The sequence below is a fragment of the Acinetobacter sp. WC-141 genome, assembly GCF_000313935.1.
Lineage (GTDB): Bacteria > Pseudomonadota > Gammaproteobacteria > Pseudomonadales > Moraxellaceae > Acinetobacter.
Genome location: NZ_AMSS01000052.1, coordinates 94,672 through 118,720, shown reverse-complemented (window position 1 = coordinate 118,720; position 24,049 = coordinate 94,672). Strand labels below are relative to the sequence as shown.

At 38.5% G+C, this 24,049-nt stretch carries 22 protein-coding genes; 12 read left to right on the top strand and 10 right to left on the bottom strand.

Going from position 1 to position 24,049, the window contains the following annotated elements; translation table 11 throughout:
- Positions 1-847: KGG domain-containing protein (locus ACINWC141_RS11135; RefSeq protein WP_034678375.1), on the bottom strand; the 847-nt coding region annotated here is incomplete at its 3' end.
- Positions 848-1,317: 470 nt separating this feature from the next.
- Between ACINWC141_RS11135 and ACINWC141_RS11130 the strand changes: the two genes are divergently transcribed.
- Complete coding sequence (locus ACINWC141_RS11130; RefSeq protein WP_009391140.1) at positions 1,318-1,719, top strand: DUF6367 family protein; 402 nt, start codon at positions 1,318-1,320, stop codon at positions 1,717-1,719.
- A 140-nt stretch (positions 1,720-1,859) separates the two neighbouring features.
- Positions 1,860-2,738 carry an SDR family oxidoreductase gene (locus ACINWC141_RS11125; RefSeq protein WP_009390987.1) on the top strand — a complete coding sequence of 293 codons (879 nt, stop codon included), beginning with the start codon at positions 1,860-1,862 and terminating at the stop codon, positions 2,736-2,738.
- Positions 2,739-2,790: 52 nt separating this feature from the next.
- On the opposite strand, the gene katE is transcribed toward ACINWC141_RS11125, so the two are convergent.
- On the bottom strand, positions 2,791-4,935 hold the full coding sequence (gene katE, locus ACINWC141_RS11120) for a catalase HPII (RefSeq protein ID WP_081400112.1): 2,145 nt from the start codon (positions 4,933-4,935) through the stop codon (positions 2,791-2,793).
- Positions 4,936-4,984: 49 nt separating this feature from the next.
- Positions 4,985-6,397: an iron-containing redox enzyme family protein gene (locus ACINWC141_RS11115; protein ID WP_009391112.1), complete on the bottom strand. Its 1,413-nt coding sequence runs from the start codon at positions 6,395-6,397 to the stop codon at positions 4,985-4,987.
- 314 nt (positions 6,398-6,711) lie between these two features.
- Here ACINWC141_RS11115 and ACINWC141_RS11110 point away from each other — a divergent pair, with 314 nt between their 5' ends.
- From ACINWC141_RS11110 to ACINWC141_RS11100, 3 genes are all read left to right on the top strand, one after another.
- On the top strand, positions 6,712-7,188 hold the full coding sequence (locus tag ACINWC141_RS11110; protein ID WP_009391128.1) for a CinA family protein: 477 nt from the start codon (positions 6,712-6,714) through the stop codon (positions 7,186-7,188).
- Between the two features lie 281 nt (positions 7,189-7,469).
- Positions 7,470-7,706 carry a hypothetical protein gene (locus tag ACINWC141_RS11105; protein ID WP_009391048.1) on the top strand — a complete coding sequence of 79 codons (237 nt, stop codon included), beginning with the start codon at positions 7,470-7,472 and terminating at the stop codon, positions 7,704-7,706.
- 115 nt (positions 7,707-7,821) lie between these two features.
- On the top strand, positions 7,822-8,139 hold the full coding sequence (locus ACINWC141_RS11100; RefSeq protein WP_009391023.1) for a hypothetical protein: 318 nt from the start codon (positions 7,822-7,824) through the stop codon (positions 8,137-8,139).
- Positions 8,140-8,228: 89 nt separating this feature from the next.
- Here the strand turns inward: ACINWC141_RS11100 and ACINWC141_RS11095 are convergent, their stop codons facing one another.
- Both ACINWC141_RS11095 and ACINWC141_RS20300 read right to left on the bottom strand, forming a co-directional pair.
- Complete coding sequence (locus ACINWC141_RS11095) at positions 8,229-8,657, bottom strand: hypothetical protein (RefSeq protein ID WP_034678372.1); 429 nt, start codon at positions 8,655-8,657, stop codon at positions 8,229-8,231.
- Between the two features lie 265 nt (positions 8,658-8,922).
- Positions 8,923-9,069: a hypothetical protein gene (locus tag ACINWC141_RS20300; RefSeq protein ID WP_009391121.1), complete on the bottom strand. Its 147-nt coding sequence runs from the start codon at positions 9,067-9,069 to the stop codon at positions 8,923-8,925.
- Positions 9,070-9,974: 905 nt separating this feature from the next.
- Between ACINWC141_RS20300 and ACINWC141_RS20505 the strand changes: the two genes are divergently transcribed.
- Positions 9,975-10,277 (top strand): hypothetical protein, encoded by a 303-nt coding sequence (locus tag ACINWC141_RS20505; RefSeq protein ID WP_009391118.1) that lies wholly within the window; start codon positions 9,975-9,977, stop codon positions 10,275-10,277.
- Here ACINWC141_RS20505 and ACINWC141_RS11085 read toward each other — a convergent pair.
- The gene (locus ACINWC141_RS11085) at positions 10,270-11,175 is read right to left on the bottom strand and encodes a LysR family transcriptional regulator (RefSeq protein ID WP_009391015.1); all 906 of its coding nucleotides are present in this window, start codon (positions 11,173-11,175) and stop codon (positions 10,270-10,272) included. The genes ACINWC141_RS20505 and ACINWC141_RS11085 overlap by 8 nt on opposite strands.
- Before the next feature lie 111 nt (positions 11,176-11,286).
- Between ACINWC141_RS11085 and ACINWC141_RS11080 the strand changes: the two genes are divergently transcribed.
- Positions 11,287-12,525 (top strand): SGNH/GDSL hydrolase family protein, encoded by a 1,239-nt coding sequence (locus tag ACINWC141_RS11080; protein WP_009391066.1) that lies wholly within the window; start codon positions 11,287-11,289, stop codon positions 12,523-12,525.
- Between the two features lie 46 nt (positions 12,526-12,571).
- Here the strand turns inward: ACINWC141_RS11080 and ACINWC141_RS11075 are convergent, their stop codons facing one another.
- The 4 genes from ACINWC141_RS11075 to ACINWC141_RS11060 form a co-directional block, all read right to left on the bottom strand.
- The gene (locus ACINWC141_RS11075; RefSeq protein ID WP_155757894.1) at positions 12,572-13,855 is read right to left on the bottom strand and encodes a DcaP family trimeric outer membrane transporter; all 1,284 of its coding nucleotides are present in this window, start codon (positions 13,853-13,855) and stop codon (positions 12,572-12,574) included.
- Between the two features lie 243 nt (positions 13,856-14,098).
- Entirely contained in the window at positions 14,099-14,770 is a 672-nt protein-coding gene (locus ACINWC141_RS11070) for a class I SAM-dependent methyltransferase (RefSeq protein WP_009391103.1), read from the bottom strand.
- 71 nt (positions 14,771-14,841) lie between these two features.
- On the bottom strand, positions 14,842-16,536 hold the full coding sequence (locus ACINWC141_RS11065; protein WP_009391098.1) for an AMP-binding protein: 1,695 nt from the start codon (positions 16,534-16,536) through the stop codon (positions 14,842-14,844).
- Positions 16,537-16,646: 110 nt separating this feature from the next.
- Positions 16,647-17,264: a TetR/AcrR family transcriptional regulator gene (locus tag ACINWC141_RS11060; RefSeq protein ID WP_002114305.1), complete on the bottom strand. Its 618-nt coding sequence runs from the start codon at positions 17,262-17,264 to the stop codon at positions 16,647-16,649.
- Positions 17,265-17,408: 144 nt separating this feature from the next.
- On the opposite strand from ACINWC141_RS11060, the gene ACINWC141_RS11055 reads away from it, so the two are divergent.
- The 5 genes from ACINWC141_RS11055 to ACINWC141_RS11035 are packed head-to-tail and all read left to right on the top strand — an operon-like array spanning position 17,409 to position 23,922.
- Entirely contained in the window at positions 17,409-18,581 is a 1,173-nt protein-coding gene (locus ACINWC141_RS11055; RefSeq protein WP_009390963.1) for an isovaleryl-CoA dehydrogenase, read from the top strand.
- A gap of 24 nt (positions 18,582-18,605) precedes the next feature.
- Positions 18,606-20,207 (top strand): carboxyl transferase domain-containing protein, encoded by a 1,602-nt coding sequence (locus tag ACINWC141_RS11050; RefSeq protein ID WP_009390945.1) that lies wholly within the window; start codon positions 18,606-18,608, stop codon positions 20,205-20,207.
- A 9-nt stretch (positions 20,208-20,216) separates the two neighbouring features.
- Positions 20,217-21,020 carry an enoyl-CoA hydratase/isomerase family protein gene (locus ACINWC141_RS11045; protein ID WP_009390947.1) on the top strand — a complete coding sequence of 268 codons (804 nt, stop codon included), beginning with the start codon at positions 20,217-20,219 and terminating at the stop codon, positions 21,018-21,020.
- An 11-nt stretch (positions 21,021-21,031) separates the two neighbouring features.
- Positions 21,032-23,023: an acetyl/propionyl/methylcrotonyl-CoA carboxylase subunit alpha gene (locus tag ACINWC141_RS11040; RefSeq protein WP_009391124.1), complete on the top strand. Its 1,992-nt coding sequence runs from the start codon at positions 21,032-21,034 to the stop codon at positions 23,021-23,023.
- Positions 23,020-23,922: a hydroxymethylglutaryl-CoA lyase gene (locus ACINWC141_RS11035; RefSeq protein WP_009391119.1), complete on the top strand. Its 903-nt coding sequence runs from the start codon at positions 23,020-23,022 to the stop codon at positions 23,920-23,922. Before ACINWC141_RS11040 ends, ACINWC141_RS11035 begins: the two co-directional genes overlap by 4 nt.
- Positions 23,923-24,049 lie beyond the last annotated feature (127 nt).

Sequence of the window (24,049 nt, the reverse complement as noted above, 5' to 3'; positions counted from 1 at the left end):
CTCGGCCTCGACCACCTGAGCGGCTACCGCGATCATCATCATCATCGTCATCACGGCTACGACCTCGGCCTCGACCACCTGAGCGGCTACCGCGATCGTCATCTTCATCGTCATCACGGCTGCGGCCACGGCCTCGTCCGCTAGAGCGACTACCGCGATCGTCATCATCATCGTCATCACGGCTACGACCGCGACCTCGGCCGCCTGAACGGCTACCACGATCGTCATCATCGTCGTCATCACGGCTGCGACCTCGGCCTCGTCCGCTAGAGCGGCTACCACGATCGTCATCATCGTCGTCATCACGGCTACGACCTCGGCCTCGACCACCTGAGCGGCTACCGCGATCATCATCGTCATCGTCGTCATCACGGCTGCGACCTCGGCCGCGACCACCTGAGCGGCTACCGCGATCATCATCGTCATCGTCGTCATCACGGCTGCGACCTCGGCCTCGACCACCTGAGCGGCTACCGCGATCGTCATCATCATCGTCATCACGGCTGCGACCTCGGCCTCGGCCGCCTGAGCGGCTACCGCGATCATCATCGTCATCGTCGTCATCACGGCTACGACCGCGACTACTATTTTTATGGCTTAAAGCACCCGCTTCACGGGCTTCTTCAGATGTAAATTCATGCGCATTACCGCTTGCATGCGCTGCTCGTCCAGCTTCACGAGCTTCTTCTGAAGTAAATTCATGCGCATTACCACTCGCATGGGCTGCTCGCCCACCTTTACTCGCTATTTCTCTTACTCTTTCAGGATCCATACTTGCAAATCCACGATTTGAAGTACCTGTACTATTACTATTGTTATCGTCATCTTCGTATCTAGTATTAGCCATAGTTATATCTTCCTATATTTAATTATAGTCACTACCGCTTTTAGTTAACGGATTTAATAAAGATAGAAGATCTATAATATTTTCCTACCCAAGTGATGTATCAATCCTTTTAAATGTATATAAAATAAAAACACAGAATCCTTATAACCTTATTATTTATAAAATGTTTTATAATTTTAAATAATTATAATCTTTACCTTTTAAATAATCACCATACCTATTATTACTCAACCGAACATAATAATATAATTTTACAAACACACTTAATTAAACCTTATCAATAACAAAAAATTTCAGAATGTACAAAACGACAAAAAACAAAAACACGCATGCTATTGAACAAATATTTAATAAACAATTAATTTAATTAAAAAACAATAACATATGAAATTACATTTTCAAAAAAAATTTACTTGCGAGATTAAATTGAATATTTAAAAATAATTTTAGATGATTTGAGTAATTTAACTATGCAATTAAAAAATCAACAGTCAACTCTACAATATATACATATTTCTATACCTGAAATTTTATTAGGCCATATTAAGTCTAAGAATTCATGGCAGAATTATGATCAAGAATGGAGCTATAGACTAGATCCGCCCCACGCTAGTCATCCATTCCAAAGAGATTTATACATTGTTAAATCAAAGAATATAGAGCAAGAAGAGATAAAGTCAATTTCTGACAATAGTGTTGTTAAAAATAATAAAAATTTAGAATATATAGAAGATGCAAAAAATATAATTAAGAAAATATTAGACTTATCAAATAATATACCTATAGAAAACTGGTTAAAAGATACAGACAATAGATCTATTATTGAAAGTATGATTGATAAAAACAAAATAAAGTTAATGTATATTATTTAATATTTTACCTATAAAATATTTCTTTACATCCTTATATATAAAATAACAAAGAAAACTTATTAAAAAATTCATTTTACTCATATTTACGTAGCAATAGATCACTATAGGAAGATTAGATATTAAAGAGAGGTATTTGAAACATGGAAAATTCAACAAATCAGTATCCAACATCTGCCCCCGCTCAAGTTCAACCTCATCAACCTGGCGATCAGGAAAAAATGCATCCTGAGCCAGAGGTAATCAAAAGCTCCCATAAAGGAAGCGAGAAACTAAAAGGAAAAGTTGCAGTAATTAGTGGTGGTGATAGTGGTATAGGGCGTTCTGTAGCGGTATTGTTTGCCCGTGAGGGTGCTGACATTGCCATACTGTATCTTGAGGAAGACCAAGATGCCCAAATCACGAAAGAACTTATTGAAAAAGAAGGTCAGCGCTGTCTTTTACTCAAAGGTGATATTTCCGACCCTGATATTGCAAAACAAGAAATTGATGAAGTTTTGCAACATTTCGGCAAAATTAATATTCTGATTAACAATGCAGGTGTTCAATATCAGCAAAAAGATATTGTGGATATTACTAATGAGCAGTTAGAAAAAACATTTAAAACCAATATTTTTGCAATGTTTTATCTTACTAAAGAAGCGATTCCTTATATGGAAGAAGGCGATAGTATTATTAATACAACCAGTATTACCAGCTACCAAGGTCATGATGAATTAATGGACTATGCCAGCACGAAAGGTGCAATTACGACTTTTACACGTAGCTTATCGAACAATCTGATGAAACAGAAAAAAGGAATTCGAGTAAATGGTGTTGCGCCTGGCCCAATCTGGACACCATTAATCCCAAGTAGTTTCGATGCAGAAACCGTTGAGAAGTTTGGTAAAGACACGCCAATGGGAAGAATGGGACAACCTAGTGAAGTTGCACCCGCCTACCTTTTCCTTGCCTCAGATGATGCAAGTTATATTACAGGTCAGGTTATTCATGTAAACGGTGGTCAAATCGTAAATGGCTAATCCGTAAGATATAAAAAAGCCCTGAAAGATAAATCTTTCAGGGCTTTTTTTGTTAAGCCGGAATGTGAGCGGCTATTTGTTCTCGTGACCAAACACGATGAGCCATAATCAAGTTTTTAAATTTTTCAGCAATATGCTGGAAGTCATCTTCAACCAGAGTACCTTCATCGGCAACTAAACCTAACGGTTCAAGTAAATCAGATTTATTACCTAAAAATGCAATTGGTTTTAAATGCTTATAAGCTTCTAATAGATAATGACGAGTTACCCCATCTTGCAAAACAGCATTTAAGTTATCGCCATCAGGAATAATGACAGCGTCATAAGCAATAGAAGGTTCAGCCATTTGCATGCCATCAGCCACAATCGTTTTGTCTTTATGATCTTTAACTGGTGCTAAGCTTGGCGCTAATAAATGAAGAGTCACACCTTCTTTAATTGCCCAGTTTTTCATAGCATCTAATGCATCGGATTTCACTAAATTATGGATGAGTACTGCAACTTTTCGGCCTTGAATATCTTCAGGAGGGAAAGCTAAGAAAGATAATTTAGCCGATTTTTCAACTGCGGTTTTCTTATAATCTAGAGTCAAATCAGGAACTTCAATTCCTAAGTTAGCGCCTACTTGTCGAGCTAAGTCGAGATCAATATTTGCCAAAATTTGTTGAACTTGACGCTCACGGATGTGTTTTCTTTGCACTTTACTCAATTCAAACGTATAGGCATCGACCACATGTTTTTGCTCATGAGGCGCAAGGCTCTTGTAATAAAGGCGCGGTTGTGAAAAATGATCAGAAAAAGTCTCACTTCTTTGACGAAGTTTAACTCCGCTAATCTTTTCAGGATAGCTTTCAAAGCCCCCATTTGAAGCAGCTGGTGGTGTTTCTGCTGGCCAATCGCCATCAATTGAATTTGGTTGATATGATGCCTGTCCTTTGTGAATCGTGTGCTGGTGAATACCATCACGTTGATTATTGTGGAATGGACATACAGGTTTATTGATCGGAATTTGATGGAAGTTCGGTCCACCCAAGCGACTTAATTGAGTATCGGTGTATGAAAATAGGCGTGCTTGTAAAAGTGGATCATTTGTAAAATCAATCCCTGGCACAATATGGCCCGGGCAGAAAGCCACCTGCTCTGTTTCTGCAAAGAAATTATCTACATTTCTATTCAAAACAAAACGGCCAATTGGTGTCACGGGAACCAGCTCTTCAGGAATAATTTTGGTTGGGTCCAGCAAATCGAAGTCAAAGTTCATTTCGTCGTCTTCTTCGACAATTTGAACTCCCAATTCCCATTCAGGATAAACCCCGTTCTCAATCGCTTCATAAAGATCGCGACGGTGGAAATCTGGATCTTTACCAGCAAGTTTTTGAGCTTCATCCCACACTAACGCACTTAAACCTTGTTTAGGCGTCCAGTGAAACTTCACAAAATGAGATTTGCCTTGAGCATTAATTAAACGGAAGGTATGCACGCCAAAACCTTGGATTGAGCGTAGGTTACGTGGGATAGCCCGATCTGACATGGCCCAAATTACCGCATGTGCTGACTCAGGTACTAATGACACAAAATCCCAAAACGTATCGTGTGCAGTTGCTCCAGTTGGCATTTCTGTATCTGGTTCAGGTTTTACTGCATGCACAAAGTCGGGAAACTTAATACCATCTTGCACAAAAAACACTGGTGCATTATTACCGACTAAATCGAAGTTACCTTCTTGGGTATAAAATTTAATCGCAAAGCCACGGATATCACGAACGGTATCGGCAGATCCACGTGGCCCTTGCACTGTCGAGAAACGTACAAAAATTGGCGTTTGAATGCTTGGGTCAGTTAAAAAGCCTGCTTTTGTTAAACGCTCATTTCCTTCATAGGCCTGAAAGTAACCATGAGCCCCTACACCACGCGCATGCACAATACGCTCAGGAATACGTTCGTGGTCAAAATGAGTAATCTTTTCTCTTAAAATGAAATCTTCTAGTAGCGTTGAACCACGAATACCTGCTCTTAAGCTATTTTCGTTGTCCGCTATTTTAACCCCTTGGTTAGTGGTTAATGCTTCATTGGTTGCATCATCTCTGACCGTGTCTAACTGTTCAGTCTTTTGAGTGGTATTGGCTTTATTTGCAGCATCAGCACCAGCCATTTCACTTGTTTTATTTGTTGATTTAACATTATCAGTCATGTTCATTACCTATGTTTTAAAGTTAAACGTGGGGTGAGTTAAAAAACTTCAATAATTAGTTTTTATTAAAAGAACTTAAATATGGGAAAAGGAGTTCAACATATTTACGTGTACTCCAAAGCCCAATGCTTTTATGATGACAATCTGGCCCCAAAAACGGAGTCAGCTTGCATATTTTTATAGCCAGATCATGTGATTTCTGCACGCGCTCTTGCAATGCATCAAGCTCGCCATCTGAGATATAGCTAAATAAATAATCTTGAATACGCTGGCTAGTATTTAATGCTCTGCTATATGCTAAGAAATTAGAAGAATGGTCATCGCCAGCAATCCAGTCATGAATAATCTGACGTTCTACAGGGTTAAATACCCCAAACATTTTTCCATTTTCTTCATTAATCATTCGCCAGAACACGCTCTGTTCAGGGTCTGTATTAAATTTAATCCATTTATGATCAATGAGGTGTGTAACCAGCCCTTTAACGTCTTCTGGATTTGATAACCATTGGTTAATCGTTTTACATCCAAACTGTCTAGTTTCGTTATGAATTAACTGGCCCACCAGTGCTTTTCTTTTTAAAATTTTAAGAACTAAATCTTCAAGATTTAAATTTTTAATAATTTTAGACGAGGATACACCGCGATTATTCAGCGCAAAACCACGCTTCAATTTACTCAAGAAAAGTTCTTTATCTCTATATTTATCATAAATATTTTCTATAACTTTAATTGCTTTATTTGCATGTCCGTTATCAATGTTATCGATAGTGATATGCAAATTAAAATATTTAGAATCAATACCTAGCTCTGCAAGCTCATAATTACTAATGAGTAGATGAAGGGGTAATTGCTCATAGCCTAGATTAAAGCCAACGATCTCGGGAATAAACTCAGGTGGAGCATAGCCAAGCGCAAGCTGAATCACGGCATTATGATAATAATCATCTTCTAAAAGCAGATCAAAACTATCAAGTCCCAAACTACGTAGCAAGTCATCATAAATACATACGTGGTTGGCCTTAGGTTCGCCTAAACCAAGCTCTTCCAAATAAGTGATAATGAGGTCATGAAAAATCGGATCATTCCAATAATGAACTGAACTATATAACCACGCACCATCTACTTTTTTAGTTGGAGAAACTTTAATTAAAAATTCAAACGCCTGGCCGACATTCTTAAAGTACTCTCTCTCACCTCCGCTTTGTCTGCGGTTTAAATAAGACTGAAATAGCTCACAATTTTCTTTATTATCGTTCTCGCACCATGCTTTAATCATATTTACATTTGAAAGAAAATCTATTTCATTTTGATCTAATTTATCTATTTCTTTAATCAAAAAATCTCTTGCTTTCTTTTCTTTTTCAAAACTAGAAATATCAGGATCAAGGAAAAAAACAAATAATTCGTAATAGTTTTGTTGATTATCTTGTATTAGGTTTAATAATCTTTCTTTCACTACAACAGGCATTTCTATTCTCCTTTAGTGAGATATAAATTACCATACTTTAATTAAACTATAATCCCATTATCCCTTTGTTATATTACGTTATTAAGAAACAACTATTTTAATTAAATCCCTTTAAATTCAATAACATAAGAATTAACACAACATTACATTCTCAACTTTAGAATAAATTAACCCTTGTTTCTATAAAAAATATATAAATTTTAAACTTAAATTACACTTGGATTACTTTAAAAAGTATAACTATCAAAAAATTAACAAAAAGAAATTAAAAATAATTTTATAACTAAATTAAAAAACAAGGAAGGAGAAAACAAATGTTTAATTCATGTTGCAAATTACTAGCTCAAGAAAAAATTAAAATTGCACTTTTTGAAAGTGCTTCAGCCGGCTACCTTGCCTATCGTTTTTCTTTAAGCCCTTATTCAGGGGATATTCTTATTGGAAGCTTAGTCAGTTATGACTTACGCGTCAAAGAAAACACACTTCACATCTCTTCGGAACTTATTGAAAAATATACAGCTGAATCTATGCAAGTCACGATAGAGATGATCAAAAAAGGCAAAGACCTCTTACATGCCGATCTGTATATTGCTTGCACAGGCCTCTTAAAAAAAGGAGGTTCTGAGACTAAAGAAAAACCTGTAGGCACTTTCTTTTATTCTATTTACTATAAAAATCAGTTCTATAATTTTAGACGCGTATTTAAAGGTCCACCCTGCCTTAAAATAAGACAACTTATTTACTATATTTCTCAAGATATCGAATATATAATATTAGATAATAAGAAATAGATATTCCTAAATATAAAATAACAAATACACATTTAGAAATGATCATAGTGTTTCTTTAACACCAATGTACTTAAATGTAATTTAATTAACTTTCATATTAATTATGTTTATTTATTAAAGAATGCATTTTATAAAAATCAATGTTTTATTTAATTTTAAAAGTTACAGTTAAATATGGGGTAACACCCTTGGGCTTCACATTATAGATTTTCATGCTTAAATAAACCTATCTGAAGCTCTCAGATAAAACACACATCATGAATGATATGAGGTAATTAAAGATGAGCACTACTAATAATCAAAGCAATCAACGTAATAATGAGCAGCAACAACAACAGCAACAGCAAAATGACAACCGTAATAATCAGCAACAGCCAAACGGCAACCAACAGCAAAATGATCAACAGCAACAAAACAATCAGCAACAACAGCAAAATGACAGCCGCCGTCAACAACAAGGCTCTAATCAAAAAGATTCAGGCCAACAAAACTCAAATAACAACAATCAGCAACGTTAATCCTTTGCTGACTTGAATGTCATTTGATGCGGTCATTCATTTTATTTAGGAAGGTGAATTCACCTTCCTAAATTTAACATAAGCATAAAATTAAATAATAGATGAGGAAAAACTGATGACAGATCAAAATAGTGATCACGCACGACTGCCAGCCGGCGACCATAATTATTCTGACACTTATTGGCGCGAAAGTTACCTTACTCGTCCTTATTATCAAGAAGCTCAGCTTACTACTCCAGATCTAGATTATGATCGAGATTTTTCAGCAGCCTATGAGTTAGGTCATCGTGCCCGTACCGAAGCAGAGCAAGGTACTCAATTTGAAGATGTTGAAGGCGGCCTAGAACAAAAGTGGGAAGAGCTTAAAGCTGAGTCTCGCTTAAAATGGGAACATGCTAAACAAGCCATTAAAGACGCTTGGAATGGAAGATAATTTCTTTTTATAAGATTTTCTATTCGTCAAAAACTATGAGCTTATTTCCTATTGGCCCTCGGAAATAAGCTCTTTTTATTCGTTCCTATTTAACTTTCTTTTTTCTTAAAATATTCAATAATCTCTTCTCCGTTATTTACAGGAGTTACTGAAGAAGGATAAGTTTCTTCATAAGCATAGGTAGGTAAAGCCACCTTGGCTCGAATTGGCGGTAATTTTTCTTGCCCGCCCGTTGTAATCCTCTCAATAAAACCTGCAAGCCATAATACGAATTCTTGAGTATTCTTACTCTTCGGAATAATACTTAAATCCAATTTAATTTTAGATTCCTGTAGAGGTTTAATAAGTAATTCAGCAAAATCAATATAATTGTATAAAAGCTTAAGCTTTGTCCCCTTAAGCTCATGTCTGAGTTCAATCATCAAATTGTTAAGATCTTCCATAGGCTCATCTGTGAAGCCTTTCTTTTCTTTAACATTTTGATATATTTTCTCAGCTATTCTTAAGTACTGGGGCATATCCTTACCTTTATAAAATTGTGATCACTAAAAGAATTTTGGATGAATATAAGTAATTTATTGTGTTTATTTTATTAATTTTTTGAAACTATAATCTTCTCTCGAAACAATTCAGTAACAACAAATTCATAGAAAGCCAATAACCCACTAATTTATTGATTAATTTTATATTTTCATATAATTATCTTTTTTATTATGTTACATATTTTATAGGAAATAAAGATAAGAAAACTCACCTAAAAGTGAGTTTTCTTAGATGAAATAATTATGAGTTTTTATTCATTTGTTGAGGAACAGTTGGATCATTAGAGCCATGTGTTCCATCATCATCTGTTGAATGTCGGTCTTGGCAAGCACTCATACCCAGTGCGATCGAAACTACCATACTCACTGCACAAAAAATTCTTAACATTGAGATCACCCTTATAATTTTTTAAGATGTAGGATTATGAATAACATTATCTTATGTTGCCCTACTGCTGTGGTTCTCTTAACTTTTGTAGGTTGTGCAAGCTTTTGTAAAAATCTAAATTAAATAAATGATTAAAAAATACCATTCTTGCAATTGATATTTTAATTAAATTTTGGCATTAGCTAATTATTTAAGATTGCCATATTCATAAAAGTAAAATTTCTCATCCTTTCTAAGTTTGTGTCTAATTAAGTCAATGATTGCAAACAATATATAAATAAACAATTAATAAATATTTGATATATAAACATTAAAAATTAATTATTAAGATTAGGTTTAATAATTAATCAGTCGTTTAAATTCCAAATAATACGTTATTTTATTAAAGAAAATTTAAAAATATTAATATTTGTTTATATAAACCAATATTTTATTTTTGCAATTGACCCGCTTTCATGCGCAGCTTATGATGCTTCGGCTGACCTATTTTGTCAGTCGGTTTTAGCAGATCGTCTACCTAAGTGCACTAAAAACACGTTTTTTGGTGTGGAGCCCCTCGTGCCTTTGACGGAGGAACGGGAGTGGGACACCTTCGGGTGTGCTGGTTTCTTAGGTATCAGTCTGCTAACCCTCTTTCGTTTCACCACCATAATTAATAGCAGTGATTGGGCGCAACTTCTTTTATCAAGGAGTCTCTAATGACTATTATTTTATACCATTTTGTTTTTATTACTCTTCATTATTTTATCGTCCAGCTTAAGACACTTTTAAAGAATTCCTCGCACCTTTTCACCTATCCGCACTTTTATCTTTACACAGAAAAAATCTCAAGATTTAACGTCAGTTAAAGATGAGAGTATCTATAAGCATAACTTAACGATAACAACAACCAACGAAGAGCAATAATGATGATTTTTTCATATCGTATTGTTTTAGTGTGCATCCTATTAATAAGTTCTATCAGTTTATTAGGTTGCAGACCTATTAGTAAAAACGAATTCAATACTCATTGTGTTTGGTCAGGCCATGCGCTCTCACAATGTAATTGTATTTATAACGCTTTAGAAGAACGTTATTCGCCACAATTTGTAGAAGATCTAGAAAAAGTAAGCTTACAAAATATTGATGCGAATATGAACTTTGTGGAAACAATGAATGAAACAATTCAACAATGTCAGTTAAGTGCAAGAAAAGACCACATTAACTGACATTTGCATGCTCCACCAAGAAATCTAAAAACACTCTTACACGTTTAGGAACATATTTATCATGACCGATCCAGACAGCATGAAATTCTTCAGAAGCATTAATATTCCAGTCTTCGAGAACTTTAATTAACTGCTTTTGTTCTAGTGCTTTTCGAACTTGAAATTCATTGAGCTGTGCAATACCCACATCGGAAAGTGCTAACTGTAAAATTGCTTCTCCATGATTTACTCTTAAAACTTGAGGAGGTACGAGTGCGATTTCTTGCCCCTCTTTTTTAAACAGCCATGTTTTATTCTGGCGCTGATAACTTACGTCTAAAAGTTGATGCTGGTGTAGTTCATGCGGATGCTTTGGACAGCCATACCGAACAATATATTCAGATGAACACACATAATGCTTTGTCGTACTTCCTAGTGAACGAGCAACCAAATTTGAGTTTTTTAATGGCCCAGTCCGAATTGCCACATCAATTCTTTGCTCAACTAAATTAATCACTTCATCACTCAAATGAGCCTCTAATTCAATTTGTGGATAGCGCTGATTAAATAAAGAAATACACGGCAACAAAAAATGCGTCCAATATGTAAGACTGGTATGTATTCTTATTCGTCCTTTAGGTGTGTGGTTTGCAGTAACAGATTGTTCGAGTTCATCTAGCTCACTGAGTATTTGAAGGCCTTGTTCATAAAACTGGCATCCTTCACTGGTGAGCTGAAATTGGCGTGTTGAACGGTTAAGTAACCTGACACCAAGTCTTTTTTCGAGCCGAGCAATTAATTTACTAACAGCAGACGGCGTCATGTCGCATGCTCTGGCTACAGCAGAAAAGCTTCCTAACTCAACTACTCGAATAAAAATTGCCAACTCGCCAGATCGATTAATATCAAAATAGGACATAACGAAATCTATTTATGAATCCAATTCACAAATCTTATTCCGCTTAGACCGCTATAACAAGCCACCAATTTGTTTCAAGATGACTCTAATTCGTTTTAAAGAGTTCATGAGATGAAACTTTATCAATCTACCCTGTTGTCATTCATTTTATTTTCTACAGGCGTTCAAGCAGAAGTACAAAAGAGTCAATGGATTACTAGTTGGTCTGCCAGCCCACAAAAAGTCTGGAATAAAGATTTTGTTTTCCCAACCCATATTCCCGAGCAGATATCTAACCAAACGATTAAACAGGTTAGTCAAATTAGTTTGGGAGGTGACGCAGTTAGACTGGTTTTCACAAATCAATATGGTGAACAACCGCTTTATATTGATAAAACTACTGTGGGGCTAGTCAAAGGACAAAGTCTTAAATTAAAGAGTACTTATCCAGTTTATTTTTCTGGAAAACTAAAAGCACAAATTTTACCAGGCAAACAATTGATTAGTGACCCAATTCATCTTTCTGTTCCAAATCATAGCCAATTAATGGTAAATAGCTTTATTCAAAAACCAACGACCTTTAAAACATTCCATTGGGATGCCAAACAAACCAGTTGGATTATTGCTGGCAATCAGACAGCAAATTTAAATGTTCCTACGAAAGCCCAGACAACAACAGCGAGATTATTACTGTCTGCAATAGAAGTAAAACCAAAACATAAAGCCCATGTTGTTGCAGTCATTGGAGACTCCATTACCGATGGGGCTACGGCAACTTTAGATGCAAATGCTCGATGGACTGATTTTTTAGCTAAACGACTATCCCCTCATCAGGCGGCTGTCATTAATAGTGGTATTTCGGGAAATCGATTACTTAACGATGGCATGGGCGACAGTGCTTTAAAACGCTTAAAAAGTGAGGTGTTTCAATATTCAGGTGTTAAAACTTTAATTGTGCTGGTTGGTATTAATGATATTTCATGGCCCGGTACAGCTTTTGCACCTAAACAACAAATACCTTCTTTTGAAGCCTTAACTGAGGGATATCAACGTGTTGTAAAAGAAGCTCACAAACAAGGTATTCAAGTGATTGGAGCAACGTTATTGCCATTTTCAGGTGCCTTACCCAATACACCTTTAGACAACTATTACCAACCCAATAAAGATGAATTACGTCAGCGCATTAATCAGTGGATGAGAACCAGCCATACCTTTGATGGCGTACTTGACCTTGATGAAGGCTTAAAAGATCCAAAACATCCTGATCGTTTGAATCCAATTTATGATTCTGGTGATCATTTACATCCAAATGATCGTGGCAATCAGCACATGGCAAATCTGGTTCATTTAGATCAAATGATTAAAAATTAATTGTACCCCCATCAGGTGAGCCTTCCGCCTGATGGGAATAGCTATTTTAGAAATCATAGCTCGCTATCATGTTGAAACGGTTATCAATGCCGTTGCGGCCATCGAAAGTTTCTCGTTCGCCATAAACATATTCCACACCAAAGGTAATGGGTTTGTATGGGTTATACATCGTATTTACCCAGCCCTGCCAAAGCTCTTTATTTTGGGTGGTGCTATTACGCTGTAACTCAGCAAAACGGTTATCATCTTTGGCTTTCATGTAACCATAAGCTAAAGTCGAGCGAATTTTTGGCGTAAATTGATGAGTGATACCCAAAGACACCGTATCAAATTCATTGCTATGCATATTGTTTTGATCATCTATTGCATAGCCACTATTACTCCATAGCAAGAAGCGCCCATCCCCTTTGACATGGTAATAATCAGCCTTGAGTAAAGTATCGGGGGTCATTTGGTATTTACCGCCGAAACCTACACCCCACGCCCACTCACTATCATCATTAGTTCTTTTTTCAGCAACAAAACTACGGCCCGATAACATCGAACCATTGGTAAATTTATGATTTAAGCGCCCTACCAAAGCAGGTAAACGCATTTTGTTATCTGGGTCTGTTGCCGCAGTATATTTCGGGTCTTCAACGGATACCGCAAAGCTTGTATTAGCAGTTAAATTATCGCTATAGCGAACCATGGGCGATCTAAGTAAAGCACTACCTACAAATGTACCTGCATCAACAGTTTCTGGGTAATATTCAGGTGCAATAAATGTTGACCAAGTTTGGCCGATGAGCCATTTATCAAAAGTTAAATAAGCATGGCGTATACGAAACTGATCACGAGTAGCTGCCCCAAAGAAGTCCATTTCCAGTTTTCCGCCTACATCGCCAGCGGCTGTGGGTGTCTTAAAATTTAAACCAAACCGCGTTACATAGACCGTACTGTGCAACTGGTCCTTTTGAGCAGATTCTTCTGGCGTATTTTCAAGTGGCACCCCACTAATATTGTTATACATCGTAGATGCTCCCTTAATTTGATAAGAAGCATCTGCTCGTATATATCCATATAAGTTAAATTCTGTACCAGATTTAGTTAATACTTGTTGTACAGATTGTGGAGTTTGAGCGACTACTGGCGTTGTTTGCTCTACTCTTTCTTGCGATAAAGATTTTTGAGCTTGTATATCTGCCTGTAGCATTGCCTTTAGCTCTTTTACCTCTTGGCGAAGTTGCTCTATTTCAGGGTTTACTTGACCCGCAAAAGTAGAAGACATAAGTAAAGATACACAAACTGCCAATAAGCTTTTTTGAACCGTTGTATTTAAAGCATTTATCATAAAACTTTCCTTTTTTGATCTTTAAATAGACTTAAAGATCTCGACATCCTTTTTGTTATTTACCTATTTAAATAGGTCCTTGAAAATTTGACTTCCTTTCTCAAGAAAGACCTTCCTTCATATTTTTAGCCCCATCCTCCCGAAAGCAGAAAAAACGACTTTTTAATTTTTCATTTTTTATATTCTCTTCCTCGTTGAGAATATTCGGTTTTAAATCCTTATTTATCTCCCCCAATACAATTATTTTTTTGCAATAAATCCCTGATAAGTCAAAATTTGTGTATAAGGCTGTACACTTTCAAAACCAGTTTTTTCTAAAAGTTTGATATACCCTTCAGTGGTTAGGCTAAAAAAATCTTGTGCCATACGCTCCAGCATTTTTTGGCATTGCTCTTCCGTTAAACCTTGTGCCAAACACACGTAACGTAAAGCTTGAAGCTGCTGCGGGTTTACACACGTCATTAAGTCATAGGTCAGCAAAACTGCTTTTTCTTTTAAGCGATCATAAATATCCTTAAAGAAAACAGGTTTTATGTCATCTGCAATGAAATGCGCCACAAGAATAGAAAGTGCAGCATCGAAACATAGTTCCAAAGGCAGTGCTGAAGTATCACCATGTACAAAAGCCACTTGAGACGATTTACCTAAAAGTTCAACCTGTTGCTGTGCTTTTTGCAGCATGGTCAAAGATGGATCAACGGCTGTAAATTTCCAGTTCGGATGTCGTTTAAGTAAATATTCGAGTTCATACCCCGTACCACAGCCCACAATTAAGATATGAGCATTTTGCGGTAATACCGATTGCAAAATGGCATCCACCTGTAGATGGATGACTTCATAACCCGGAATTAATTTACGAATATGTTCGTCATATCCTTCGACTACTTTAGGGCTATTAAAGTCTTTTGCCATTTTGTTTTATCCTCTATTTAAACTGCCTTTCACTTTATACTTTGCTTCACTTTGACCTGACTTTAGACTTCTTAGTCAAAGACATTGCCCGTTAAATTAAGTTCAGCTCGCATAATTTCTTGCAATTTAAACTTTTGTGCTTTGCCTGAAGCAGTCATTGGAAACTCATTAAAGAATCGGACATAACGCGGCACTTTATTATGAGAAATATGCTCTTTGCAGAATTGGCGAATGGCGTCTTCATCAATTTGATGATGTTCATGCAAAATAATACAGGCACAGAGTTCTTCACCATATCTTGCGTCTGGTAAGCCAATGACTTGGACATCGCTTACATCGGGATGAGTGTATAAGAAATCTTCAATTTCTTTTGGAAAGAGATTTTCCCCGCCGCGAATCACCACATCTTTAATACGGCCTTTAATTTTAATAAAACCGTCTTGATCCATTTCGGCAATATCACCCGTGTGCATCCATCCAGCAGCATCAATCACTTCACGGGTCTTTTCTTCTTCACCCCAATAACCCGCCATCACTGAATAACCGCGAACGCATAGCTCACCTAAAGTCCCTTGCGGAACAATCTGCCCTTCTAAATCGACAATTTTAATTTCAACATGCGGATGAACATGCCCAACTGTGCTTACCCGTTTATCAATCGAATCATTCACCGAACTTTGTACACTAACTGGCGAGGTTTCAGTCATACCATAGCAGATGGTGATTTCAGACATATGCATGCGGTCTATAACCCGCTGCATAATTTCACGTGGACAAGGACTACCTGCCATAATGCCTGTTCTTAAGCTCGACAGGTCAAACTCATTAAACTGTTCATGTTCTAAGGTGGCAATAAACATGGTTGGCACGCCATAAGCTGCCGTACAACGCTCTTGATGAATCGCTTTTAAAGTTTCTAAAGGATTAAATACCGCTGATGGATAGACCATGGTTGATCCATGCGTAACACACGCCAAATTTCCCATCACCATACCAAAACAATGAAACAATGGCACAGAAATACAGACTTTATCTTGAGGGGTTAAACGAATACCTTCACCCACAAAATAGCCATTATTTAAAATATTATGGTGGGTCAACATGGTCCCTTTTGGGTTACCTGTTGTACCAGAAGTAAACTGGATATTAATGGTTTCATCAAACTGAAGTTGCTTGGTTAATAGTTTTAATTGTTCTAACTGTTCTGATGTTGGCGTAGTGACTAAATCACTAAAGCGATGAATACCCGTATGTTGTTGGTCATCAATTTTAATGACAAATTTCAAATGTGGCAGTCGTGCTGAACTGAGCACTTTATCTGGACTGTTAGTTAATTCAGGGGCAATTTTTGTCAGTAATTCTTGGTAATCAGTGGTTTTGAATTGAGAAGCAATAATCAATCCTTTGCATGAGACTTTATTCAACACATATTCAAGTTCATGGCTTTTATAAGCTGTATTTAGATTGACTAAAATAATCCCTGCTTTAAAAGCTGCAAATTGGGTAACTGTCCATTCGACACAGTTAGGCGACCAGATGGCTAATCGATCTCCTTTTTTTAATCCCAATTTTAAAAGGCTACAAGCAAAAGCGTTTACTTCATCTTGTAAAGCTTTATAGGTTAATCGTCTGTTTTGATGGAAACTAACGATTGCTTCCTTTTCAGCATATTGCCGACAGGCCTGATCAAATTGTTCACCAATGGTCATACCCAATAAGGGCTGTGTGCTTGGTCCCGAGGCGTAGCTTAACCGTTCTTGTTGCATTGAATCATTCTCCTTGATTCTTCTAATTCTCTTCTTACCTGATCTAATTGTTGTTACTGCAACTATTTTTCTAAACCGCCTTCTTTGTGTTGTTTTATCCTTTATATGCCCTATTTCCTCTGCACAGCATCTACACAAAAGTCAGCAATCTGTTTTGAAAAATAGTCTTTGTGCGCATGATCAAACTTTGTATTTTGAGCTGGGTCTAGGGGTTCAACCACCACATAGGTCATGGCACCGACAACACAAAGTGCTGCTGTGTTTAAATCATCCAAGACAAACTCACCACTTGCATTTCCATCCGCAAGTATTTTTTTAATACTTTGTTTAATCAATTGCTTCACACGAAAACGCTCATGTTCAACTGTTGAATCGACAGGTTCAAACATGAGTGAATATGCAAGCTGAGGACTATTCAGTGCCCGTTTTACAAAGGTTGCCACAGCCTTATGTAATTTCTGCTTTGCCGATAAGTCACTTTCGGTAATTGAATCAATCACCAATAGTTCTGTATTAATAGCCTCGGACAAAACTTCAATCAGTACTTGGCTTTTATTATCAAAGTAGCGATAAACCAGACCACTTGATACGCCCGCTTGCTCTGCAATTGTTTGTATTTGCGCGTCTTTAAACCCTCCCTCTGAAATTAACTTTCTGGCTGAACTCAAAATCGACTTACGATTTTGCTCCATCCGCTCTTGCATTAAAGATGATCGTTTATAGCTCATAATTTATTCTCTAACAAATAAAATGAATTGTAAATCATTTTATGAATCTGTATTCACTTTTTTGAAAAATCATTGTATGGTACATATCAAATACCCACAAAATATTTTATGGACAACAAATATAACCAATAGGATGAAAATATCATGAACCTACGCAGCTTGAATTTCGGTCTAGATGAAACTTTAATTGCGCTCCAAGATTCAGTGGCAGCATTTTGTGCAAAGGAAATTGCGCCAATTGCTCAACAAGTTGATCAAGACAACAAATTCCCTGCACATCTCTGGAAAAAGTTCGGAGATATGGGCCTTTTGGGCATGACGGTTTCTGAAGAATATGGTGGTGCCGATATGGGTTATCTGGCTCATATTATTGCGATGCAAGAAATTTCCCGTGCTTCGGCATCTATTGGCCTGTCATACGGCGCTCATTCTAATTTATGTGTAAACCAAATTAACCGTAACGGTAACGAACAGCAAAAGCAGAAATATTTACCAAAACTGATTTCTGGTGAATATGTAGGTGCCCTTGCGATGTCTGAACCGAATGCGGGTTCTGATGTGGTGAGCATGAAATTACGTGCCGAACAGAAAGGTGATCACTTCGTTTTAAACGGTTCAAAAATGTGGATCACTAACGGCGGTGATGCAGATGTATTGGTGGTTTACGCTAAAACTGATCCGCAAGCTGGTGCGAAAGGCATGACTGCTTTTTTAGTTGAAAAAGGCATGAAAGGCTTTAGCCATGGTAATCATTTAGACAAACTCGGTATGCGTGGCTCTAACACTTACCCACTGTTTTTTGACAATGTAGAAGTGCCTGCTGAAAACGTACTCGGTGGTGTTGGTAACGGCACAAAAGTACTCATGAGTGGTTTGGACTATGAACGTGCAGTTTTAAGTGCTGGGCCTTTAGGCATTATGGATGCCTGTTTAGATGTTGTGATTCCATACTTGCATCAACGTGAACAGTTTGGTCAGGCTTTAGGTGAATTCCAGCTTATGCAAGGCAAACTTGCCGATATGTATTCAAATTGGTTGGCATGTAAAGCTCTCGTTTATGCTGTTGGTGCTGCATGTGATAAAGCTGACCATGACCGCAGTCTACGTAAAGATGCTGCAAGTGCCATTTTATATGCTGCCGAAAAAGCGACATGGATGGCAGGTGAAGCAATCCAAACTTTAGGCGGCAACGGTTATATCAATGAATTCCCTGCTGGTCGTTTATGGCGCGATGCCAAACTTTATGAAATTGGCGCTGGAACTTCTGAAATTCGCCGCATGCTGATTGGCCGCGAACTTTTCAATGAAACCAAATAATAATTATAAATAAGGACGCATCTTATGAACCAATTACAAAGCAAGATTAATGTTCGAAGTGAAGACTTCAAAACAAACCAGCAAGCCATGCAAACATTGGTCACAGATCTAAAACAAGTTGCCCAGCGTATTGCTTTAGGCGGTGGTGAAAATGCCCGTCAAAAACATTTGGCTCGAGGTAAACTTTTACCCCGTGAACGTATTGATCAACTGATTGATGTCGGCACGGCATTTTTAGAAATTGGTCAATTGGCAGCGTACAACGTTTATGAAGATGATGTTCCTGCCGCAGGTGTGATTGCAGGTATTGGTCAAGTCAACGGCATCACTTGCATGATCGTTGCCAACGATGCAACGGTTAAAGGCGGAACATATTATCCCCTTACGGTTAAAAAGCATTTACGCGCACAAGAAATTGCTGAACAAAATCACTTGCCTTGTATTTATTTGGTAGACTCAGGCGGTGCCTATTTACCAATGCAAGATGAAGTCTTCCCAGACCGCGATCACTTTGGGCGTATTTTCTATAATCAAGCGCGCATGTCGAGCTTAGGTATTGCCCAAATTGCTGTAGTGATGGGTAGCTGTACCGCAGGTGGTGCTTATGTTCCTGCCATGTCTGATGAGACCATCATTGTACGTAATCAAGGTACGATTTTCTTAGGTGGCCCTCCTCTGGTAAAAGCTGCAACTGGCGAAGTCGTCAGCAGTGAAGATTTAGGCGGTGGTGATGTTCACACACGTCTTTCGGGTGTGGCTGACCATTTAGCTGAAAATGATGAACATGCGATTGCGATTGCACGGAACATTGTTGCGAACTTAAATAAAAAGCCAAACGACTTAAATAAACAAGTTGATGAACCGCTATTTGATGCATCGGAACTGTATGGTGTGGTGCCAAGTGATGCGCGTAAACCTTTTGATGTGCGTGAAGTGATTGCCCGTATTGTAGACGGCTCTCGTTTTGATGAGTTTAAAGCACGTTTTGGTTCAACACTGATTACTGGTTTCGCTTCACTCTACGGTATGCCAGTCGGCATTATTGCCAATAACGGGATTTTATTTTCCGAGTCTGCACAAAAAGGTGCGCACTTTATTGAGCTATGTACACAGCGCAATATTCCATTGTTATTCCTACAAAACATTACGGGCTTTATGGTTGGTCGCCAGTATGAAAATGAAGGGATTGCAAAAAACGGCGCTAAATTGGTTATGGCAGTTGCAACCGCAAATGTACCAAAACTTACCCTAATTATTGGCGGTTCGTTTGGTGCAGGCAACTACGGGATGTGCGGACGTGCTTATTCACCACGCTTTTTATGGACATGGCCGAACTCTCGTATTTCAGTGATGGGCGGCGAGCAAGCAGCAAGCGTGCTGTCAACTTTAAAACGTGATCAGATTGAGCAAAAAGGTGCCGAGTGGTCAGCTCAACAAGAAGATGAATTTAAACAACCAATTCGTGAACAATACGAGCGCCAAGGCCATCCGTATTATGCTTCTGCCCGACTTTGGGATGACGGTGTAATCGACCCAGCTCAAACTCGCCAAGTACTTGGTTTAAGTCTTGCAGCTGCTATGAATGCCCCAATCCAGCCAACCAAATTTGGCGTGTTCCGCATGTAAGAGGTGTATATGAGCTATCAATTTTTACAACTCGAACAACAAGGTCAGGTTGCCTATGTTTGGCTGAACCGCCCTGAATTACACAACGCATTCAATACTACAGTCATTGAAGAGCTGCATGCTTGCTTTAAGCAAATCAATACACGTAATGATATTCGCGTTGTGGTTTTAGCAGGTCGCGGCAAAAGCTTTTCAGCAGGTGCCGACCTCAACTGGATGAAACAGGCAGGTCAAGCATCTTCAGCAGAAAATGAAGCAGATGCATTAAAACTTGCGCAAATGTTGGATGCACTTGCAACGCTAAAACAACCGACTATTGCTCGTGTACATGGTATTGCCTTTGGTGGCGGTATGGGCTTGGCGTCGGCATGTGATATTTGCATTGCCAGCACGGATGCCAAGTTTGCAACATCGGAGGTTCGTTTAGGGCTTGCTCCATCTACCATTAGTCCCTATGTAATTCGTGCAATTGGCGCAAGACAAGCCTCTCGTTACTTCTTAACTGCCGAGCGAATTTCAGCACGTGAAGCCAAACACATTGGTTTGGCACACGAAGTTGCAGATGCTGAAGACTTAGATAAAAAAGTTCAAGAAATTATTGATGCTCTATTACTTGGTGGCCCACATGCTCAAGCGGCCTCAAAACAACTGATCCAAATGGTGAGCAACCAGACTATGAGCAATGATTTGCTACAACAGACAGCTCATCATATTGCTCAAGTTCGTCAAGGTAGCGAGGCAAAAGAAGGTCTGAGTGCCTTTTTAAATAAACAGCAGCCTGCTTGGGTTTCTAACTCGAATAACAACAATTAAGGACGATCATCATGTTTGAAAAGATTTTAATTGCGAACCGTGGCGAAATTGCCTGCCGTGTAATTCGTACAGCTAAAAAATTAGGTATTAGAACGGTTGCCGTTTACTCCGATGCAGACGCAAACGCACAACATGTCAAACTTGCAGATGAAGCGGTTTATATTGGTCAGTCCCCTGCAACGCAAAGCTATTTACAGGTTGATCGTATTATTCAAGCAGCGATTGATACGGGCAGCCAAGCGGTTCACCCGGGCTACGGCTTCCTTTCTGAAAATGATCAGTTTGCACTCGCTTGTCAACAACACAACATTTGCTTTATTGGCCCACCAGTGGATGCCATTTTAGCGATGGGCTTAAAAGCGACCTCTAAAGCTTTAATGGAAAAAGCAGGTGTTCCTTTAACACCGGGTTATCACGGAACCAACCAAGATGCTGACTTTTTAAAACAGCAAGCAGACCGAATTGGCTATCCTGTTTTAATTAAAGCCAGTGCGGGCGGCGGTGGTAAAGGCATGAGTCTGGTTGAACGCAGTGAAGACTTTCTGCATGCCTTAGCCTCGTGTAAACGTGAAGCTAAATCGAGCTTTGGCAATGATGACGTCTTAATTGAGCGTTATGTGATTCAACCACGTCATATTGAAGTGCAAGTGTTTGGTGATACACATGGCAACTATGTGCATTTGTTTGAGCGTGATTGTTCAGTACAACGCCGTCACCAAAAAGTATTAGAAGAAGCCCCTGCTCCACAAATGCTAAGCGAGAAGCTCGATGCAATGCGTCAAGCGGCAATTGATGCTGCACGTGCGGTAAATTATGTCGGTGCTGGTACGGTTGAGTTTATTGTGGAACAAGATGGTACGGCGTATTTCATGGAAATGAATACCCGTCTACAAGTCGAACACCCTGTCACTGAAATGATTACAGGTGAAGACTTGGTAGAATGGCAACTTCGTGTGGCTTATGGCGAACCATTGCCTAAACTACAAAACGAATTGCAGATTCATGGACATGCACTCGAAGCACGTATTTACGCCGAAGAACCAGAAAAAGGCTTTTTACCTGCAATCGGAAAAATTGACTATTTACGTTACCCAACTCAAAACCAATATGTACGTGTAGACAGCGGTATTGTTGAAGGCGATGAAATCACGACGTATTACGACCCAATGATTGCCAAACTGATCGTATGGGGTAAAAACCGTGAAGCTGCGCTCATTCAAATGCAACACGCTTTAAGCCAATTCCATGTCGATGGTTTAGGCAACAATATTGCTTTCCTTGAAAAAATTGTTCGTAGCGAATCGTTTAAACAAGCCAAGCTTGATACTAACTTGATTCAACGTGAACAAAACTTCTTGTTTAGTCCTGAAGAAATTAAACCAGAACTAGTGGTAGCAGCGGCATTTATTGAGTTTTTAAGTAAACTTAATAACAACAGCTCAAGCCAAAAACAGCTTTGGCAAGCTCAACCTCTATGGCGTTTAAATATTGCTTATCAGCACACTATTAAACTGAATTATTTAAACCAAAATATTCAAATCAAGTTTGCCTCAAATGAAGGTGGCTTCACCGCAGAATATAACGGTCAAAGCTACCCGATTTCTGGTCAATTGATTGATGCGCATACGGCGTCTGTTCAAATTGGTGGAACTCAGCAAAAGCTGTCTTTTAACCAAAGTCAGCAAGGCATTACCTTGTTCCAAAATGGACAAAGTTATAAGTTTGCTTATATTCGCCAAGACTTCAATCAAGCAGATAGCCAAGCCGATGAAGGTCACTTAAAAGCACCAATGCCGGGTGTGGTCACTCAAGTTTTGGTGAGTGCAAATCATAGCGTTAAAAAAGACGATATTTTAATGACCCTTGAAGCAATGAAAATGGAATACACCATTCGTGCCCCTAAAGATGGGGTGATTGTAGATTCCTATTTCCAAGTCGGTGATCAAGTCAAAGCTGGCGATGAGCTTGTGGAATTTCAGCCTGCTCAGGAGGAAGTTGCATGAGTGAGTTTGTCAAAATCGTGGAGGTCGGTCCCAGAGATGGTCTCCAAAACGAAAAGCAGGCTTTAACCGTCGAACAGCGTTTAAACTTCATTAATGACCTGATTAATGCAGGTCTGAAATCAATTGAAGTCGGTTCATGCGTTTCGGCAAAGTGGGTACCGCAAATGGCTCAAAGTGACGAGCTGTTTAAGCTGTTACCCCAGACCACAGATGTGCAATTTAGCTTGCTCACCCCCAATATCAAAGGCTTTGAAACTGCTCAAGCAGTAGGATGCAAAGAAGTTGCGGTGTTTACCGCAGCTTCTGAGAGTTTTACTCGTAAAAATATTAACTGCTCTATTGACGAAAGCTTTGAAAAATTTAGCGATGTCATGAGCGCTGCAAAAGCACATAACATCCGTGTACGCGGTTATGTCTCTTGTATTGTCGATTGTCCCTATGAAGGCGCAATTGCCCCTGAGCAAGTCGTAAAAGTTGTTAAACGACTCTATGACATGGGGTGCTATGAAGTGTCTTTAGGTGAAACCATTGGCACAGCAACACCAGATCGCGTTCAAAAGGTTTGGCAAGCATGCCTCGCTGAACTGGACAGCAAGGTTTTGGCTGGGCATTTCCACAATACCTACGGCATGGCAATTGCCAATATTTACCAGTCTTTACAGCAAGGCATTCGTGTTTTTGATTCATCCCTTGCAGGTCTTGGCGGTTGTCCTTATGCCAAAGGTGCCTCGGGTAATGTATCGACCGAAGATCTGTTTTATTTGCTGTCACACATGGGCTTTGAAACTGGCATTGACTTAGAGAAACTGATGCAAGCCAGCCAAAATATTAGCAATGTATTAAACCGAAAAAGCTTGTCGAATTATGCAAATGCTTATTGGCAAACCCAATGTGCATAGTTATAAATTAAAATAGCTCAGCATCTGGTATAAGGCTTAATATTAGGCGGAGTACCAGATCATCATGTCTCATCTTTATCTCATTTCGTTCAGGAATTGGGACTAAATCCCTCATGCAATTTTTTTA